The organism is Thermodesulfobacteriota bacterium, assembly GCA_036397855.1.
Taxonomy (GTDB): Bacteria; Desulfobacterota_D; UBA1144; order Nemesobacterales; family CSP1-2; genus DASWID01.
Genome location: DASWID010000092.1, coordinates 1 through 17,153 on the forward strand (window position 1 = coordinate 1; position 17,153 = coordinate 17,153).

A 17,153-nucleotide genomic window follows, 5' to 3' on the forward strand; every position below is an offset into this window, starting at 1 on the left:
GATGCTAACTTTTTCAATCAAATGGGTATCGAATGCGCTAATCTGGGTACCGGAATGTATGAACTGCATACCGTTAATGAATACCTGGTGTTAGAGGAATTTTATCGAGCCGCAGAGATTGTCATAGAAACAATAAAATTAAATGCGAGTAAGAAGTAAAAAAGGACCCAGGATGCATGATACAGGATGCACGATGCAGGATACATGATACAGGATGCAGGATGAAGGATGTAAGATGAGGGAGATAGATTTTCTCACGTATTCTGCATTAATTCAAATATCGAAATGGAAAAAATGAAAAGGGCTTTGATAATTGTGGATCATGGCAGTGTTGTGGATCAAGCAAATGATATGCTTGTGCAGGTCACGCAAATGTTGAGAGAGGATAACGAGTGCAACTTCGAAATAGTGCGCTACTCGCACATGGAGCTAGCCGAGCCGACAATATCTCAGACATTCGACGCATGCGTAGCCGATGGCGCGGAGGAAATTATAGTACACCCCTATTTTCTCTTCCCGGGCAAACATTCAACACAGGATATACCAAATATGGTGAAAGAAGCCGCAAAGAAGCATCCGCAAGTTTCATACAGAGTCACCGACCCTCTTGGGTTAGATGATAAAATTCTTAAGGTTGTTCTTGAGAGGGCAAAAAGTAACGCTTTTAAGTAAATCATCATCTCTAAGCTTTTTTTATAATACGTTAATATCTTTCTATGAAGGAGTATAAAGTATTCATCTTTGACCTTTTTGATACCCTGATTGATTTTAATCGATCTCGTCTGCCGGAGTTTTCTATAAACGGTGAGAAACATAATTCAACCTTCACCCCTGTCTTTAAGGTATTTGAAAAATATTATCAAGGTTACGATAGGGATAAATTTCATGATTCATTCGTGGCAAGCTATGAAAAATTCCAACAACTAAAATCGATTGACAATAAGGAATTTTACAATGGGGAAAGGTTCGAGATTTTGATGAGCAGTTTAGGAATTGAATTAAATTCTGATGTCGGCCCGGTAATAGATGAGATGGTTAAGGCGCATATGAAGGGTCTTTCTACCACAATGGAGTTTCCGGAAGAGAATAGAGATGCATTAGATTTTATTTTCGAAAAGAATAATAGGTTGGCTATTATTTCTAATTTTGACTACGCTCCAGCAGCTTACATGCTCCTTAACAAGTTTGATATACGAAAGTACTTCGAAATAGTCGTAATATCGGTAGAAATAGGCTGGAGAAAGCCAAGGCCCGAGATATTTTTGAAGGCTCTCGAGCTCCTCAATTCAGCCCCCGGCGACGCCTTATATGTCGGTGATAATTACTATGCGGACGTTGTAGGGGCAAAATCGGTTGGCATGGATGTTATTTGGATTAATAGAAGAGATGAAAAAATTTATGATCAAAAATACCATCCTAATCACACAGTCTCTAAGTTTACGGATATAATTGGTGTAATATCAAAGGCTTACATATAATACTTAATTTCTTTTATAACATTAATTAAGTTTTAAAATAAGATTGATCTTGGAATCTCCCTATTTTATTACAGACATTAACACCTTCTACCTGTCAAATCTTAAAAAGCTCTTCTAGGTCCTCAATTTCTACTTCTAGCAAACTATCCGCGATTAGGTTTGCCTCGGAAAGTTTGCAGCTTGTATACGAATTAGTTATTGCGAGTGTTCTCATCCCAGCAACCCTTGCGGCCCTGATGCCGGCAGACGAATCCTCTATGACTAAGCACTCAGAGGGGTATATAGGCTCTGAGCCATGGGGAAGTTTCTTATTTATTTTGAGAAGAGCCTTTACAAAGACCTCAGGATCGGGCTTGCATTTTTGTACATCTTCGGCACTCACGATAACACTAAATTTATCCTTTATCCCGGCATAATCTAGTATAAATTCTATTTCATGTTTTAATGCACCGGAGCCAATACCCAAAAGATACTTTTTATGTACCGAAGTTACAAAATCAATTACCCCAGGGAATATTTTAGTGTCCTCTCTTATTAATTTTTCATAACTTTCCGATTTTTTTTGCATGAAACCCTCAATTGTAAAATCATCAAAATTCATTTTCCTATCCCTGAGAATATTTGAAAAAAGAGTCCTGTCATCCAACGCTAAATATCGTTCGTAGTACTCCTCTTCCGAGAGAAAAATTCCATTCTGACCCAGAACCCCTTGAAATGCTTTCAGGTGAACAGGTTCAGCATCCACAATAATTCCATCAAAGTCGAAGACTATTGCCTTTAACATAATGAATTTCCTTATATCTGGAGATTTAGACCTAATTTTCGATAAATATTATTAACAAATTTATTTAACTTTTAATATTCAACATTAAATTCTAATAACTTGAAGCAATTATATGCAAGAGCTAATATTGAGAAGTAAAATACATAATGTAATCTGTTAGAATCTTTATTAAATTCCTTCTAGATTTCATACCAGAAGCTAAATCTTTTTATTAATATTGCAATATAAGCGGCTTATCTAACTGTCCGTTTTCATCTTAAATTTAAGGATTAGAACATTAGTTGTAGGTAGACTTATACCTAGCATCTTCGAGACTATTTAAACCGTAATGCAATCCAGGTCAAACCTGACATTTTAGGATTCATCTATTCACTCTTTGCCTTTTTTAACGACAAATCCCTATTTATGATAGCGTCTTCATTTCCAGGTTCAAGGTTAACCACCTCACTGAAGTCTCTATAAGCCTTATCATATTTATGCGTGAAATTATATGCAATACCCCTATTGAAATAGCTAGCCGCATCCTTTGGGTTAAGAATAATAGCCTTTGTAGCGGTCCTGATCACATCTTCATATTCTTTTAGTTCCAGATATGCGGCTGCCAGGCTGCTAAGTGCATCTGCATTCGTTTGATCCAGGATTGTTGCCTTTTCCAGGTCTGCAACTGCCTTTTCGTATTGTTCTAGTCTCAAATAGGAGTACCCCCTATAAAAATATAAAATTTTATCCAATGGGTTTGCCTCTAATGCCTTGTCGAAACTATCTATTGCGTTTTGGTATTCATAATCCTGAAGAAAATCGATTCCCTCCGTTCTATAATTTCTAATACTAGTTTTTTCTATTTCATTGGTTTCAGGTCTAGCGGTCGTTGGCATAAGATCGCCGGGCAAAATATGGGCGACTCTTCCGTCACCAGAGTGTAAAACATTACCCTTCTCGTCGAAGCTAAACTCCTCATCCCAAATTACCATCTTGTAGTTAACAGGATCACCCTTTCTTAATGCCTGGGAGCGGCGTGTTTCAACGCTTCCCGTGTTCTCATTGAGTCTACTGAACTCCCAAGTATGCAGTTCGTCCTTGTAGCTGCCGGTGTATGTTTTACCGCATAATTTGCTGGCTGTTTCAGGCTCGCATCGTCCGATCCATTTGGAATCGGTGAACCCATAGGCACCAAAAACGACTTCAATAGTCTTACCTGATATTATGTATCTCTGAATGAAATCCTCTTGAGCTACTGCATTTCGAAAAATTAAAAATGAGATAAGTATCCAACATAGCGTGTATAAGAACCTCATTTCAGATCCCTCCGCTGAAATTTTATCAATTGAGGAGAAGTTAGGAACATATTAACAATAACTGAAACTTAAGATCCAATCTATTGCCTCCACCAGGCATATGTTGATTACTGAATTCAGTTCACTCGGGTTTTTTACGATTTGGGAGTATATCATCCGAATAGTCAACGGGAGCTCACTTAAGTATCGCGGTAATTTTATGTATGATAAACCTCATGGGAATTGTGGAAGACATGATTTACAAAAGGATTTCGAAAAATGACGGGAGATTTTTAAGGGGAGCTATGTCAATCGCTAAAAAGGCCGGACAAAAGCTCCTTGAATCTTACAGGAGTGAGGAGCCTGTCGAGAGGGGAACCGTAAAGGAATTAAAGACCATTTATGATGAAACTGCGGATAAAATCATTAGGGAGTCGATTGAAAAAAATTTCCCAGATCATTCTTATGTCACCGAAGAGACCGGATTTATAGCGAAGCAAAAGGACTACCTTTGGATTATTGATCCATTAGATGGAACGGGTAATTTTGCTAATCACAACCCTTTGTTCGCAATATCGATTTCCCTATGGGTAAATGGCGCGCCTTTGTTAGGTGTCATTGAGGCCCCGATGTTATCTGAAAGATTTGTGGCTATCAGGGAGAAAGGCGCATATCACTATGATCTTTTCAGACGCACATTGAAAATGGTTAATGTCTCCAAAAATAATATGCTTGAGCGAGCCTATGTTTTGTATTGTGAAGGGGGTGAAACGGATAAGGCGCGTGTATTAAACATAATTAAAGGCGTTTATCTCGATGTTAAAGATGCTCGTAAGCTTGGCTCAGCGGCAATTGAGCTTGCTTACGTGGGTATGGGAAGATCGGATTGCTATATTACTACGCGAATCTCTCTCTGGGATATAGCCGCCGGAGTGCTATTTGTAAAGGAAGCCGGTGGCGACATTTTACATTTTGACGGTGTCCCCTATCAATGGTCCGAGTTTGACGCAATTAAAAGTTATGACCTCATCGCCTCTAATGGGAAGATAAAGATTGGGTTCTGAATTTATTCACTATGAAACAAAATTCTATTTCGAGAAAAAGACCACTTATCGCAATAGTTGGAAGACCTAACGTAGGTAAATCCTCACTTTTTAATAGACTAATCGGGTGGAGAAAGGCGATAGTCGAGGATATTCCGGGTGTTACGAGAGATCGGAATTATGCGAAAGCACTATGGAGAGGGGTAGAGTTTGAGCTCGTTGATACAGGTGGGTTTGAACCCAAGACCGATGATCTGCATCTTTCCCTAGCTAAGGGTCAAATTCGAAAAGCCATTGAAGAAGCCGACTTGATAATCTTCCTTCTCGATGGTCAGACCGGTGTAATGCCTCAGGACAGAGAGATCTTAGATATGCTAAGGAAATCAGATAAAGATGTAATAAGTGTTATAAATAAAATAGACCACGAGAAACACGAAATCAGGGCAGTCGAATTTCATTCATTGGGAATTGATGACGTTATCACTATTTCCGCGGAACATGGCAGGAAAATCGACGAACTCTTAGACGCAATTCTGGAAAAGATACCTTTAGTTGAATATAGGAGTGATCATATCATCGAAAAACAAGAGATACGGGTCGCTGTAATAGGGAAACCGAACGTTGGCAAATCCACCCTTATAAATCGGATCATCGGAGAGGAACGATTGCTGACAAGTCCTCTGCCTGGAACTACGAGAGACTCGGTGGATACTATCCTGGATGAAAGGGGGAAGAAATATATCCTTATTGATACAGCAGGGATTAGAAGGAGGTCGAAAATCACTTCTTCGGTGGAAAGATTCAGTGTAATGAGGGCGATAAAATCTATAGAGAGAACAGACATAGTTTTGCATATGATAGACGCTCAGGATGGCCCAACACACCAAGATGCCAGACTCTCGGAACTAATAAAAGATAAGGGCAAGGGATGTATAATTTTGCTAAATAAATGGGATCTTGTGCCCAGAGACGTTTCTGAAATACCAGGCATACAGGAAATTGTGAGAGAGAAGCTGAAAGCAACAGACTTCGCGCCCGTGATACTGGTTTCAGCCCTAACTGGGAAAAACGTGAATAAGATTTTTGAGAAGGTTGATTTAGTCTACGACAACCTATACCGGAGGCTCACCACCAAGGTGCTAAATAATTTACTTAACAGGATCACTTCTATCAATCCTCTTCCTCATTATCAGGGAAGAGAAATCAAATTCTATTATATATCCCAGCCGATGAGCAATCCTCCCACATATGTAATATTTACCAACTCCCTCAAGGGAGTACCCGACAATTATGTGAGATATCTGGAAAATAAATTTCGCGCTGAGTTACCACTTGAGGGGGTGCCAGTGAAGTTCATCTTCAGGGCAAGGAGAAGCAGATATAAACAATTTTCACAGTAATAAAATGCCCAATTTCAGTCAGTATTTTCTAATAGATCAAGAATGTTCTTTTCAGTTTCTTTCGACCTCTCTTTTGCAGAAAATAGCTCAATGACCCTTTTCCTGCCCGCAAACCCCATTTTTTTTCTGAGCGCTTTATCAAGAATGAGATCTGAAATATTTTTACCCATATCCATGGTATTTCCAGGATCGCTCAAGAGACCAGTTTCATGATTCGCGACAGATTCTACTATCCCCCCTACCCTGAAACCCACAACCGGAATTGCAAAAGACATTGCTTCTATCACCGTGCGAGGAAAAGGGTCTGGATAATTCGATGGTATAACAAAAATGTCAAAATCTTTTAGATAGGGTCGTATGTCAGTCTTGTAACCTGTAAATATGAAGTAGTCCTCTAGGCCATACTTACGTACCAACCCTCTTATATAATAGAGATGATCATTTCGAAAGAAATGGGGTGTATCCCCAACCACCACAAATTTAACGGCAGGGTTTTCATCGCCGAGCTCATTGCAAACTGCACTCGCGGCTTTGATCAGAAATTCATAACCTTTCCTTGGAACAATCCTTCCGATACTACCCACGATCACAGTACCCTTTTTGATATCGTATTCTCTCCGTAATGTTCCAACAGAACTTCCGGGATCGTATTCTTCTGTGTCAATGCCATTATGAATGACCGATATCTTGCCTTTGCTGTAACGAAACTGGTTCGCTGCCGCAGTTGAGACACAAATAATCTTTTTCACCACGGGCAGTAAAGATAGAAAGTTGATAGTAGCCCAGAGTGTTTTTGTTTGTTGTACATTTCTTACGTGCCAGATAGCCTGCCGCCGGTTAAATAGGCCGATAAGTGAGCCTGTTATCTTAGCCAATGTTCCGTTGCAGTATATTATATCTGCATCTCTGAAGGTCTTTGAAAACGGAGAGGTTACTATGAGGGATATTAGATCTAATACATTTAAGGTAACAGATATGACTTTCAACGTTCCCTGATATAATCTTGAACCATCCCTTTCCCTGAACTGCTTATCTTCTTCGAATCGCGGCCTCAATATGTTTTCCGGGAACCTGCGGTCGATTATTATATTGTCGGCTAGTCCGACATTTCTAAGAAGGTCTGAAAAGACGTCATGCTTCGGGACGAGTACGTATGGGGTTACTTTTGTTTTATCAATATACTTCAGGATATAATAAAGGCTTCTTCCCGGGCCTCCATCTCTTACCGAGTGGTTTATAAAGAGAACCTTTGGCAATGTGTTCATTCTTTGGATCAGTAAAGGAACAACTTATTACTGGTAGCAATTTACCATGAGATTAGTTTCGAGCATAATGGAAAATTGAAATTTGAAGGTTATAATTTACAGATTTATTGGTATTGAAAAAACCGGAGGTTTATATGAGAGATATAGGATCACGAACGCTGAATTTGATAATGTTGAATATTACATTAGCATCGTTAATTTTTTTGAGCGGTTGCGACATTGAGTTCGGTGGCGGCGGTGGTGGTGATGGGGGTGACAGCTTTGAGACTGTTCAGGGCACCGTCACCAGTATTGTTCCCAACACGATCCCGGTTGAAGGGACTATTGTCACTGTAAATGAAAACCCTGAGTTGTCCGCAACACTTCCCAGTTCAGGATTTTTTATGATTGAAGGTCTATTTTCAGGACAATCTGTGAGATTAACATTTAGTGAACAGGAGGATTCATCGCCATTTGCTCAAACATTCCTCAATGTTTACAGAGGCGCGACGCTCGAACTGGGTACTATCAACATTGAAAATGGGAATGTGATTTTTACCGGTTCAATTGTAACTAACTTTGATGGGACTGTACTTCAAAATGACTGCGATGTTAATAGCGGCACCCTCGAGGTACAAACACGAAACACTAAGCCGGAGGTGTTTGTAATAGTCAATATTACCCCTACAACCGATATAACGGGTTGTCGAAATGAACCCTGTTTTTGTGAAGATATTGGTACAAAAGTTAAAGTTAGGGGAATCCTAGAATCTAGTAATGTTGTAACCGCTGGTACACTCACTATTAAATAGCCTGACCGCAGATTATGAGTCTTACAGGTAAATTTTAGGGATTTGAAGGGTTACTAGGTTTTGAGCGATGGACTCTTTTCTTTGACTTAACCCGATGACTTCTATTCAACTTTTGAATTTTGTTATCGAGTTCCTTTAGCTTTTGTCGCAGTGCATCGAGCTCCAAAGATGAAGGCTGTGGTTCCTCTACCTCAGGGGGAGACGCAGGTTCATAATCATATTTTCCTCCTGGCATTACATCCTGGCCTTCAGAGGGAAAAGGCATCTCGAGCCCCGGTGGCATTAACCCCGTGTCTTTCCACAAACGCATGTTCTTTTTTAAACTATCTTGAAAAGATAAATAGGGCTGAAACATCATGAGGAATGAGTTCTCAATAAAGTCTCTTGCGATCTTATTGCCATATTTTATAAGCATGTGCAGGAAGGATGCCGGAAGTATATCTTCTTTGTTTTTTTCGCTTTCCAAAACCACCTGAATCAAAATCAGCTTCGATATATCTTCTCCTGTCTGAGTGTCAATCACCTTGATCTCGTCACCCTCGCGAATAAGGGCACCTATTTCGTCTAAGGTAACATATTTTTTGTGTTTGGTATCGTAGAGGCGTCTGTTACTATATTTTTTAATTACAACCTGTCCCGATAATCTTTCTTCCATCTGCAAATATAATTATTCCTAGAAAACCATCGTAGTCAAGAAAATCAGCAAAATATACTTGACAACTATGTATATTGTAAGCAATATTCTATGTGCTTTTTTACTCTGTCACCATTTTCTAGGAGATTTTGATGTCCCATAAGGGTCATACGATTTGGTTTGATGGGAAACTTGTACCATGGGACCAAGCAGATATACATGTACTTACTCATACGCTCCATTACGGGTTGGGCGTATTTGAAGGAATAAGAGCTTATAAATGTCAGGATAACCGGCCCGCAATATTCCGGTTGACTGAACATATAGACAGGCTTTTTTCGTCTGCGCATATCGCACAAATAGCCATACCCTTCTCGAAAAAGGAAATAAGGGATGCCATATTTGAACTACTCATAAAAAACAAGCTGCAAGAGGGTTACATAAGACCAATTGTTTTCATTGGTTCAGGAATTATGGGAGTACACCCTGGGAAAAACCCGGTGCGTGTCGCTATCGCTGCATACCCGTGGGGCGCGTATTTCGGTGGCGACGGCGTAACAAAGGGCATAAAAGCCAAGATCTCCTCGTATACCAGAATGAACGTAAACTCATTCATGACCAAGGCGAAAATTAGTGGAAACTATGCTAATTCGGTCTTGGCGAAGCTCGAGGTTACATCCCTGGGTTTCGATGAAGCTATAATGCTGGATAACGAAGGTTATGTAGCAGAGGGTAGCGGTGAAAATATATTCATTGTGAGAAATGGCAGATTGAAAACTCCTCCTCTCACATCAATACTCGAGGGAATTACGAGAAATTGTGTGATAGAGATCGCATACGATGAGGGATTTGAGATCGAGACTGAGAGATTCACGAGAGATGAACTATATATTGCCGACGAGGCATTTCTCACCGGAACAGCAGCAGAAATCACTCCCTTACGAGAGGTTGATGGGAGAAAAATAGGGAATGGTAAACCCGGAAGGATCACGAGGAAACTGCAATCCAGATTTTTTGATATTATTCGAGGCAAGGATAAAAAGTTTTTTAAATGGCTGGAATTTCTAAATCAATGACCGACCCTAATATTTGATTTCGTCACCGTCCTATCTGATTTTAATCCAGTATGGCATCAGGGTTATAGCAGTTTCACCGTCTAATTCCGTTATCAATTCGATTAGTGTTTCGAATTGCTCTTTCAATGCAACACTCTTTGCGAAAGGATCAAATTGAAGTCCTTTTGGCTTTGAAATAAACTTCACAACCGGGGAAATAGTTTCGGGTATACCAGCCTCCCTCTTCGCCACTTCGATAGCTAATCTTATGCCGCCAAGCTCGTCTATGAGACCGTGTTTTTTCGCCTGCCTCCCTGTCCAAACTCTTCCCCGTGACAGGCTTTCAGCTGTTTCAAAATCCTTTTCTCTCTCGATTGCAACCCTTTCGACAAACCGATTATAGAGAGATTTCATCATTTTTAATAGATTCTCTTCTTCAGTCTTTGTAAAACCTCTGGAACTGGAAAACATCAGGGCACTCTTGCCGCGTATGATAGATTCCTTTACTACTCCGAGTTTGTTGTAGAGATTCTGTAGGTTGAATTTTCCCGATATTATCCCAATTGATCCGGTTAGCGTGAATGGCTCGGCCACTATTTTATCAGCTCCTAATCCAACGAGATAACCGCCTGACGCGGCTACGTCAGACATTGAGACAACGATTGGTTTCTTTTCCGCGATGACTTTAAGTTGGTGACATATCAAATCAGAGGCTATGCCAGAACCCCCTGGTGTGAGAATCCTTAAAATAATTGCCTTTACATCGTCGTCTTTGGCTAGATTATTTAGGAGGCTAATGATTGTTTGGGAACCCAGTATCTTTGCCACTCCCGTGCCTTTGCTCGATCCATGAGAAATCATCCCTGAATCGGATAAAATTGCGATGACCTGTGATTTACCCTTAATCTTTGCAACAACACGTCGGATTAAATCCTTAAAATTAATAACTCTCAATAAACTTAAGGCACTTATTTTTCTTAGTTGAATGGTTAGTGATTCCTGTATTTTCCTTTCACAATCATCTTGATAACCAATCCCGTCAATGAGTCCCTTTTCAAGCGCATCCTCTGCGGTGAAAGGACCTCTGTCCACCAACTCTCTTATTGAATTTTCTTTGGTTCCTCTACCATGAGATATACTTTCAATAAACTGCGCATAAAAATCGTCAAGAATTGAAGCAAGCATTTCTTTATGGGGCTCTGACATACTGGTTCTCGTAAATGTTTCAGTTGCGCTTTTATACTCGCCGAGCCCCCTGAACTGCGCCTCTATACCGAGTCTATCGAACGTGCCTTTCAAAAACGAAACTTCCGCTTTGAGACCTATTAAATTCAGTGTTGACCATGGCGAAAAGAAAATCACTTCGGCGGCCGAGCTGATCAAGTATTCAATATTTCCGCCGGATTCTAGATAGACAAAAGCCCTTTTCCCGCTTTCTCTTAATTCGTGTATATTTCTTCTAATTCCCCCTGCCCTTGCCAAACCGATCTTAAGATTCCTAATTATCAGCAAGACACCTTTAACGCTTTGGCTTTTTGATGCATGATCAAATATTCTCTCTAAATCCCATATGGTGAGCTTTTTCTTTCTTGGATAAAATGGTATTAAGGATTTTTCTTCTTCTTCGGACAATTCACCTTCAAGTTCTATTTCAATAAGGTTATATCTATTAATTGAGTCAATTATTCTCTGCAACATTTATAGCGAGATTCTCCTTCGGATATTTTTTAGTATTGTTCGAGTATTTAATTATCGTCCAAGCAGGTAATGTATAACCGTTCTTACCCCGAACCCGGTTCCACCCTTAGGATACCAATCGCCACCCTTCTCTAAATAAGCTGGTCCGGCAATGTCGATGTGCGCCCACGGGGTATCACCGACAAACTTCTCTAAGAACATTGCTGCGGTAATCGCACCTCCCCATCGACTGCCAACATTTTTAACATCCGCAACATCACTATCAATCTCCGTTCTGAGTTCTTCATCCAGTGGAAGTTGCCATACCTTTTCACCCGCCAGGTTTGCAGCAGCGAGAATCCTATTTATTAATGATTGATTATTACCCATTACACCCGCAGTATAGTTCCCCAGTCCCACTATGCATGCCCCGGTAAGGGTTGCAAGATCTACTATTTCTTTCACCTTTAGTTGAACGGCATAACAAAGGGCATCAGCTAGAACAATTCTGCCTTCTGCATCTGTGTTGACTACCTCTATTGTCTTCCCGTCAAGTGCGCGGATTATGTCGTCCGGTTTATAGGCCTTTCCTCCAGGCATGTTTTCAGTTGTAGAGATGAGCCCATGGACTTTTACAGGGGGATTTAGCCTTGGAAGTGCCTTCATGACTCCCAGAATGCAGGCCGCTCCACTCATGTCCATCTTCATTGTTCGCATGCTGTCGCTAGGTTTTATACAAAGGCCACCTGAATCGAAGGTAATTCCCTTACCTACAATTGCAACTGTTTTTTTTGGCGTTCTTGTCGGGTCAAATGTTAAATGTATAAACTTTGGAGGCTCATCGCTTCCTTTTGAGACTGCCATTAGACCCCCCATTCCCCTTTTTTCAATCTCCTTTGTATCGAAAATCTTACATCCGAGTTTTCCGTCATTTGCAATCTCTGCTGCAATCTCAGCGAGCCTTTTTGGCGTCAGGGCAAAGGGAGGTTCATTTACCAAATCTCTCGTGAAATTGGTTGCTTCTGCAATGGTTTTTGCGTATTCAATCTCATCGCTGAACATTTTCTCCTTCACCTTATCGGTGACGAACTCTACTATCCTATCTCCATTAGAACTTTTATCTTTTGTCTTATATTTATTGAAGTTATAGCATCCAAGTATCATTCCCTCAGAAAGTGCCGAGAAATTTCCCCTATTTCCCGCGATTTCAAGAGCAAACGTTGTTCTTTGGGAAAGTGAGTTAGTTCTTTTTGCAGTGTGAATCCCCACTTTCCTTAAAACATCGAGACTGAATTTAGACCTTTTCCCGAGGCCGACTATCAGTATTCGGTCAGCCTGTATTTTGCCTAGAGTATTTATCATGACGCTCTTTCCGATTTCGCCTTTGAACTTTTCTTGCTCGAAGGTACGATCTAGCACATTCTCCAGGGCCTTATCCGCTTTTTTAATCAGCCCTGCAATCCTCTCATTTTCGAACTTTCCGAACACCAACACGTCGCATTTCGCTTCTAGTGGATCACCTTTACTAAACTTAAAGTCCAAGTTAATTTCCCTCCCTTTAATATACTATTATAGTTTAGTTTACCATAAAGAACCTCTACCCAAGTTATCAAATCCAAATTCTCAAAGGTAAAAATAGGGATAAGATTGACGACAGAACTCAGTAGAATGAAATGAGATTCGGATAGTCGCGCATTACGGCTCTTAGCCTAAAATTGAATAAGTATACTATGTCAGATAACTTTTATTTGTAAACTTAGATCCATAATATTATCTTTCGTTACTGAGGCCAATTGTTATCAAAGACAGACGGTAACCCAAAACTAATTTCTGTAGGACTTGCAGACGTCCCATATTGTTTTTCTCAGAGTGATATTAAGAATTTCACTTACGAGCTTTTCAGCGATAAGCGCGATGATATAGAGAAAATGATAAAAGTTTTTGATAACTCCATGATAGAATCCAGGCATTTCACTCAGCCTCAAGAATGGTTTTTTCAGACTCACAGTTTTGTTGAAAAAAACGAAGAGTACGTCAAGAATGCTTCCACTCTATCTATAGATGCCATTGAAAAGTGTATCAGCGAGATAGATGCCAAACTATCCGATTTCGATCATATCATATATATATCGAGTACGGGCATTTCAACCCCTTCCATTGATGCCATAATAATAAACGATTTAAGACTCGACCCTCATCTGAAACGATCCCCTATTTGGGGATTGGGCTGCGTAGGAGGTGCCGTTGGGCTGAGTCGGGCCATGGAGTACACAACGGCTTTTCCTAAGAGTGCGGTTCTTCTAATCGCACTGGAAATTTGCAGCCTTTCAATATTGAGGGATGACTACTCTAAAAGTAATATAGTTGCTATGGCTCTATTCTCGGATGGTGCCGCTGCTACCCTAGTAGCAGGATGCGAACACCGCTTGTACGGACTCAGTGGCATAAAGTTAATCGATTCTCTGACCACAACTTACTACGATTCTTTGGACGTGATGGGTTGGGAAATAGTGGATGCGGGGTTCAAGGCCATCTTCAGTAAGGACATACCGACAATTGTCAGAAAATATGTGCATGAGAATATTGAAGAACTACTGGAAATTTATGACCTCTCAATTAATGATATCAAGCATTATGTTTTTCACCCGGGAGGGATAAAGGTCATAAATTCCTATGAGGAATCTCTTGGTCTTGCCGAGGGAGCACTCGGTCATTCCAGGAAAGTACTCCGCGATCACGGAAATATGTCCTCCCCTACTGTTTTATATGTCTTAAAAGAATTCCTTGACAGTGGCGAATACAGCGCAGGCGATTATGGTCTTATCTCAGCACTAGGTCCTGGTTTCAGCTCTGAAATAATTTTATTCCAGGTTGTATGATCTTCTTTTGGATATTCTTCGCCTTTCTGATTTCACAGCGCGTTCTAGAGCTATTTCTTGCAAAACGTAACGAGCAAATCGTTAAATCAAAAGGGGCCCTGGAATTCGACAGAGATGGATACAAGTATATTGTAGCAATGCACGTTGCCTTCTTTATCTCTCTTGCCCTCGAGAAATTTTCACTTCAAAGGGAGTTAAACAAATTTTGGGTCTTATTTTTATTTATTTTTTTTATTGCCCAGACACTCAGATATTGGGCGATATCGAGTTTAGGGGTATATTGGAATACCAAGGTCCTGGTCGTTCCAAACTTTCACATTATAACAAAAGGTCCCTATAAATATCTTAAACATCCAAATTATATAGCAGTCATAATAGAGATCGCGGTCATCCCATCGATCTACTCCTGTTATTTAACTTCGATATTATTCAGTATCATCAATTTCATTTTAGTTCGAAGAAGAATTGAAATCGAAGAAAATGCTCTTGGAAATATTTCCGGAAAGACCCCTTAAAACATTGAGATGTATGATTACTTACGGGGAACGCATACCTGTCCTGTCGAAGTGCTTTGTCTGAGGGTCATTTTAGTTAATTCCTATTCATATATATCATCCTTTGACTGGGCGATCGGATTTGGTTTTTTGGAGTTATAATTTGTATGTAAAACCGTTCACACTGAGTTCATCGAAGTGTGAATTTAACAACTAATGGATGAAATAATGCGGTTTTGGGTATATATCCTCCGTTGTGCAGATGGTTCATATTACACAGGTCATACGGACAATCTTGAAAAAAGGCTGGCAGAACATTTTGATAGCGGATATGGAGGATACACCTCTACTAGGCTTCCTATTAGTCTTGCATTTTCTGAGGAATTCAGCACAAGAGAAGAAGCTTTAGCTTGCGAGAACCAGATCAAAGGCTGGAGTCGTAAGAAGAAGGAGGCTCTGATAAGAGGAGATTGGGTGGAGATATCTAAATTAGCAAGGAAGAGGTGTTTGAAAAAATAACTTTGATAGAATCCTGAAGGTGTTCACACTTCGATGAACTCAGTGTGAACGGGTTTTTTCCTCATTTGTCTGGCCGACATTCGTTGCTTCTTCGACGCGCCCTTCGACTACGCTCAAGATGAACGGATTTATATTGCCCTTTCGACTAGAGGTGTCTTCAAACTTCGACGGAGCCTGTACTGACCCTTTGACACGGATTGGACTTACAGTGTCGTGTTAGGAAAGTATAAACCCCTTCACGCTTAGTCGAAGGATATGCGTTCCCTACTTGTCACTTCATTCATCAGAGAGTCTTAGAACTAGCTCTCCTGCCTCAACGTTATCACCCTCTGATATTAGTACCTTCGAGATAACACCCTCATTTATGGCTTTGATATTAGTTCTCATCTTCATCGCTTCTATCGTAAACAAGGGTTGATCGTGAATCACTTTATCACCCTCTTTAGCAAACAGATTCACTACCTTACCGCTGAGCGGTGCACCCACTTCCAGAGGGTTCCTTATGTCTGCTTTTGGTTTGGCCTTTACCAATGTGCTTGTAACAGATTTATCCGACACCCTCACCGGTCGAGGCTGACCATTAATCTCAAACAGTAGTGGTACCCTTCCATCAGGCTCAGTCTCACCAATCGCAAAAAGCTTTACGAGAATCGTTTTGCCTTCCTCAATCTCTACAGTAAGCTCTTCTCCCGGCTCCATCCCATAATAGAAGGCGGATGTAGGAACCACTGAGACATCTCCATAGAGTGTCCTGTGCTTATCGAATTCTTCAAAGACTCCTGGATAAAGAAAGGCTGAGATTAAATCCTGATCCGTTATGTGATGATTAAGGTCCAGTTCCAATCTCTTTCTATTACCATCGAAATCTGCCGATGGGATTAATTCCCCGGGTCTTACATTAATAGGTGTTTTATCCTTTAAGATAGCTTTTTGAATTTCAGGAGGAAATCCTCCCAGGGTCTGCCCGAGGTGTCCCTCCATCATATCAATCACAGTTTCTGGAAAGGCGATTTGATCGGCTTTGTTTATAACATCATCCCGTTTGAGATTATTTTGAATTAAAAATAAAGCCATATCCCCCACCGCTTTCGAAGATGGAGTGACTTTAATGATATCGCCAAAGAGTTTATTTGCCTCGGCGTACATCTGTTTAATGTCTTCCCATCTATCCCCTAATCCAAGCGATTGAGCCTGTGAACGCAGGTTTGTGTATTGCCCACCGGGGATTTCATATAGATAAACATCGGCATTAGAAGATTTCATATCCCCTTCAAATGGCGCATAATAGCCTCTAACCGCTTCCCAGTACGTTGACAGTTTGTTTAAGTCTTTTACATCGATGCAAGTATCCCGCTCAGTTCCTTCCAGGGCAGCGACGACCGCATTTAAACTAGGCTGAGAGGTCAGTCCAGATAACGAGCTGATGGCTGAATCAACAATGTCCGCGCCTGCTTCAGCAGCTTTGAGAACTGTAGCTTCCCCGTTTCCACTGGTAGCGTGGGTATGAAAATGCAAGGGTATTCCCGTTTCTTCTTTTATTGCACGAACCAACTTTTCCGCCGCAAAGGGCTTACATAGTCCGGCCATATCCTTGATGGCTATAAGGTGAACATGCATTTTCGAAAGTTCCCTCGCGAGATCAACGTAGTACTTAAGCGTGTATTTATCGCGTCTTGGGTCGGTGATATCACCTGAATAACATATTGCCGCTTCAACTATCTTGCCCGTGTCAAGCGCCGTTTCTATTGAAACCTTCATATTTGGAATCCAGTTGAAGCAATCAAAGATTCTGAACAGGTCTATACCACAGCTTGCCGCCTCTTTTATGAATTCTCTAACGACGTTATCCGGGTAGTTGGC

The 17,153-nt window shown here is 40.7% G+C and carries 16 protein-coding genes; 9 read left to right on the forward strand and 7 right to left on the reverse strand.

Translation table 11 applies throughout. The features are described 5' to 3' along the window. Nucleotides 1-294: 294 nt before the first annotated feature. Nucleotides 295-672 carry a CbiX/SirB N-terminal domain-containing protein gene (locus VGA95_07065; protein HEX9666306.1) on the forward strand — a complete coding sequence of 126 codons (378 nt, stop codon included), beginning with the start codon at nucleotides 295-297 and terminating at the stop codon, nucleotides 670-672. A 44-nt stretch (nucleotides 673-716) separates the two neighbouring features. Next, nucleotides 717-1,478: an HAD family hydrolase gene (locus VGA95_07070; protein ID HEX9666307.1), complete on the forward strand. Its 762-nt coding sequence runs from the start codon at nucleotides 717-719 to the stop codon at nucleotides 1,476-1,478. A 94-nt stretch (nucleotides 1,479-1,572) separates the two neighbouring features. On the opposite strand, the gene VGA95_07075 is transcribed toward VGA95_07070, so the two are convergent. Both VGA95_07075 and VGA95_07080 read right to left on the reverse strand, forming a co-directional pair. Continuing rightward, on the reverse strand, nucleotides 1,573-2,262 hold the full coding sequence (locus VGA95_07075; GenBank protein HEX9666308.1) for an HAD family phosphatase: 690 nt from the start codon (nucleotides 2,260-2,262) through the stop codon (nucleotides 1,573-1,575). Between the two features lie 365 nt (nucleotides 2,263-2,627). Then, complete coding sequence (locus tag VGA95_07080; GenBank protein HEX9666309.1) at nucleotides 2,628-3,557, reverse strand: tetratricopeptide repeat protein; 930 nt, start codon at nucleotides 3,555-3,557, stop codon at nucleotides 2,628-2,630. A 203-nt stretch (nucleotides 3,558-3,760) separates the two neighbouring features. Here VGA95_07080 and VGA95_07085 point away from each other — a divergent pair, with 203 nt between their 5' ends. Both VGA95_07085 and der read left to right on the forward strand, forming a co-directional pair. Beyond that, the gene (locus tag VGA95_07085) at nucleotides 3,761-4,600 is read left to right on the forward strand and encodes an inositol monophosphatase family protein (protein HEX9666310.1); all 840 of its coding nucleotides are present in this window, start codon (nucleotides 3,761-3,763) and stop codon (nucleotides 4,598-4,600) included. A gap of 11 nt (nucleotides 4,601-4,611) precedes the next feature. Next, nucleotides 4,612-5,979, forward strand: coding sequence for a ribosome biogenesis GTPase Der (gene der, locus VGA95_07090; protein ID HEX9666311.1), 1,368 nt, complete (start codon nucleotides 4,612-4,614; stop codon nucleotides 5,977-5,979). A 14-nt stretch (nucleotides 5,980-5,993) separates the two neighbouring features. On the opposite strand, the gene VGA95_07095 is transcribed toward der, so the two are convergent. Continuing rightward, a complete protein-coding gene (locus VGA95_07095) occupies nucleotides 5,994-7,244 on the reverse strand; it encodes a glycosyltransferase family 4 protein (protein HEX9666312.1) in 1,251 nt (416 codons plus the stop codon). Nucleotides 7,245-7,378: 134 nt separating this feature from the next. On the opposite strand from VGA95_07095, the gene VGA95_07100 reads away from it, so the two are divergent. Continuing rightward, nucleotides 7,379-8,035 (forward strand): hypothetical protein, encoded by a 657-nt coding sequence (locus VGA95_07100; protein ID HEX9666313.1) that lies wholly within the window; start codon nucleotides 7,379-7,381, stop codon nucleotides 8,033-8,035. Between the two features lie 34 nt (nucleotides 8,036-8,069). Here VGA95_07100 and VGA95_07105 read toward each other — a convergent pair whose 3' ends face one another. Next, complete coding sequence (locus tag VGA95_07105; GenBank protein ID HEX9666314.1) at nucleotides 8,070-8,690, reverse strand: polyhydroxyalkanoate synthesis regulator DNA-binding domain-containing protein; 621 nt, start codon at nucleotides 8,688-8,690, stop codon at nucleotides 8,070-8,072. Nucleotides 8,691-8,821: 131 nt separating this feature from the next. Here VGA95_07105 and VGA95_07110 point away from each other — a divergent pair, with 131 nt between their 5' ends. Next, nucleotides 8,822-9,745: a branched-chain amino acid transaminase gene (locus VGA95_07110; GenBank protein ID HEX9666315.1), complete on the forward strand. Its 924-nt coding sequence runs from the start codon at nucleotides 8,822-8,824 to the stop codon at nucleotides 9,743-9,745. A gap of 30 nt (nucleotides 9,746-9,775) precedes the next feature. Here VGA95_07110 and sppA read toward each other — a convergent pair whose 3' ends face one another. Further along, nucleotides 9,776-11,422 (reverse strand): signal peptide peptidase SppA, encoded by a 1,647-nt coding sequence (gene sppA, locus VGA95_07115; GenBank protein ID HEX9666316.1) that lies wholly within the window; start codon nucleotides 11,420-11,422, stop codon nucleotides 9,776-9,778. Between the two features lie 51 nt (nucleotides 11,423-11,473). Continuing rightward, entirely contained in the window at nucleotides 11,474-12,943 is a 1,470-nt protein-coding gene (locus tag VGA95_07120) for a leucyl aminopeptidase (protein ID HEX9666317.1), read from the reverse strand. A gap of 251 nt (nucleotides 12,944-13,194) precedes the next feature. On the opposite strand from VGA95_07120, the gene VGA95_07125 reads away from it, so the two are divergent. The 3 genes from VGA95_07125 to VGA95_07135 all read left to right on the forward strand — a co-directional run bounded on the left by VGA95_07125 (nucleotide 13,195) and on the right by VGA95_07135 (nucleotide 15,293). Then, on the forward strand, nucleotides 13,195-14,280 hold the full coding sequence (locus VGA95_07125) for a 3-oxoacyl-[acyl-carrier-protein] synthase III C-terminal domain-containing protein (GenBank protein ID HEX9666318.1): 1,086 nt from the start codon (nucleotides 13,195-13,197) through the stop codon (nucleotides 14,278-14,280). After that, nucleotides 14,277-14,795, forward strand: a complete 519-nt coding sequence (locus tag VGA95_07130; GenBank protein ID HEX9666319.1) for an isoprenylcysteine carboxylmethyltransferase family protein — start codon at nucleotides 14,277-14,279, stop codon at nucleotides 14,793-14,795. Before VGA95_07125 ends, VGA95_07130 begins: the two co-directional genes overlap by 4 nt. A gap of 207 nt (nucleotides 14,796-15,002) precedes the next feature. Next, nucleotides 15,003-15,293: a GIY-YIG nuclease family protein gene (locus tag VGA95_07135; GenBank protein HEX9666320.1), complete on the forward strand. Its 291-nt coding sequence runs from the start codon at nucleotides 15,003-15,005 to the stop codon at nucleotides 15,291-15,293. 276 nt (nucleotides 15,294-15,569) lie between these two features. Here the strand turns inward: VGA95_07135 and VGA95_07140 are convergent. Next, on the reverse strand, nucleotides 15,570-17,153 hold a 1,584-nt coding region (locus VGA95_07140; protein ID HEX9666321.1), incomplete at its 5' end, for a biotin/lipoyl-containing protein.

Coding starts and splice junctions, on each gene's coding strand:
- VGA95_07080 (HEX9666309.1), bottom strand. CDS start 3,557: ATGAGGTTCTTATACACGCTATGTTGGATACTTATCTCATTTTTAATT.
- VGA95_07130 (HEX9666319.1), top strand. CDS start 14,277: ATGATCTTCTTTTGGATATTCTTCGCCTTTCTGATTTCACAGCGCGTT.
- VGA95_07135 (HEX9666320.1), top strand. CDS start 15,003: ATGCGGTTTTGGGTATATATCCTCCGTTGTGCAGATGGTTCATATTAC.
- VGA95_07110 (HEX9666315.1), top strand. CDS start 8,822: ATGTCCCATAAGGGTCATACGATTTGGTTTGATGGGAAACTTGTACCA.
- VGA95_07070 (HEX9666307.1), top strand. CDS start 717: ATGAAGGAGTATAAAGTATTCATCTTTGACCTTTTTGATACCCTGATT.
- VGA95_07100 (HEX9666313.1), top strand. CDS start 7,379: ATGAGAGATATAGGATCACGAACGCTGAATTTGATAATGTTGAATATT.
- VGA95_07065 (HEX9666306.1), top strand. CDS start 295: ATGAAAAGGGCTTTGATAATTGTGGATCATGGCAGTGTTGTGGATCAA.
- VGA95_07105 (HEX9666314.1), bottom strand. CDS start 8,690: ATGGAAGAAAGATTATCGGGACAGGTTGTAATTAAAAAATATAGTAAC.
- der (HEX9666311.1), top strand. CDS start 4,612: ATGAAACAAAATTCTATTTCGAGAAAAAGACCACTTATCGCAATAGTT.
- VGA95_07095 (HEX9666312.1), bottom strand. CDS start 7,244: ATGAACACATTGCCAAAGGTTCTCTTTATAAACCACTCGGTAAGAGAT.
- VGA95_07075 (HEX9666308.1), bottom strand. CDS start 2,262: ATGTTAAAGGCAATAGTCTTCGACTTTGATGGAATTATTGTGGATGCT.
- VGA95_07085 (HEX9666310.1), top strand. CDS start 3,761: ATGATAAACCTCATGGGAATTGTGGAAGACATGATTTACAAAAGGATT.
- sppA (HEX9666316.1), bottom strand. CDS start 11,422: ATGTTGCAGAGAATAATTGACTCAATTAATAGATATAACCTTATTGAA.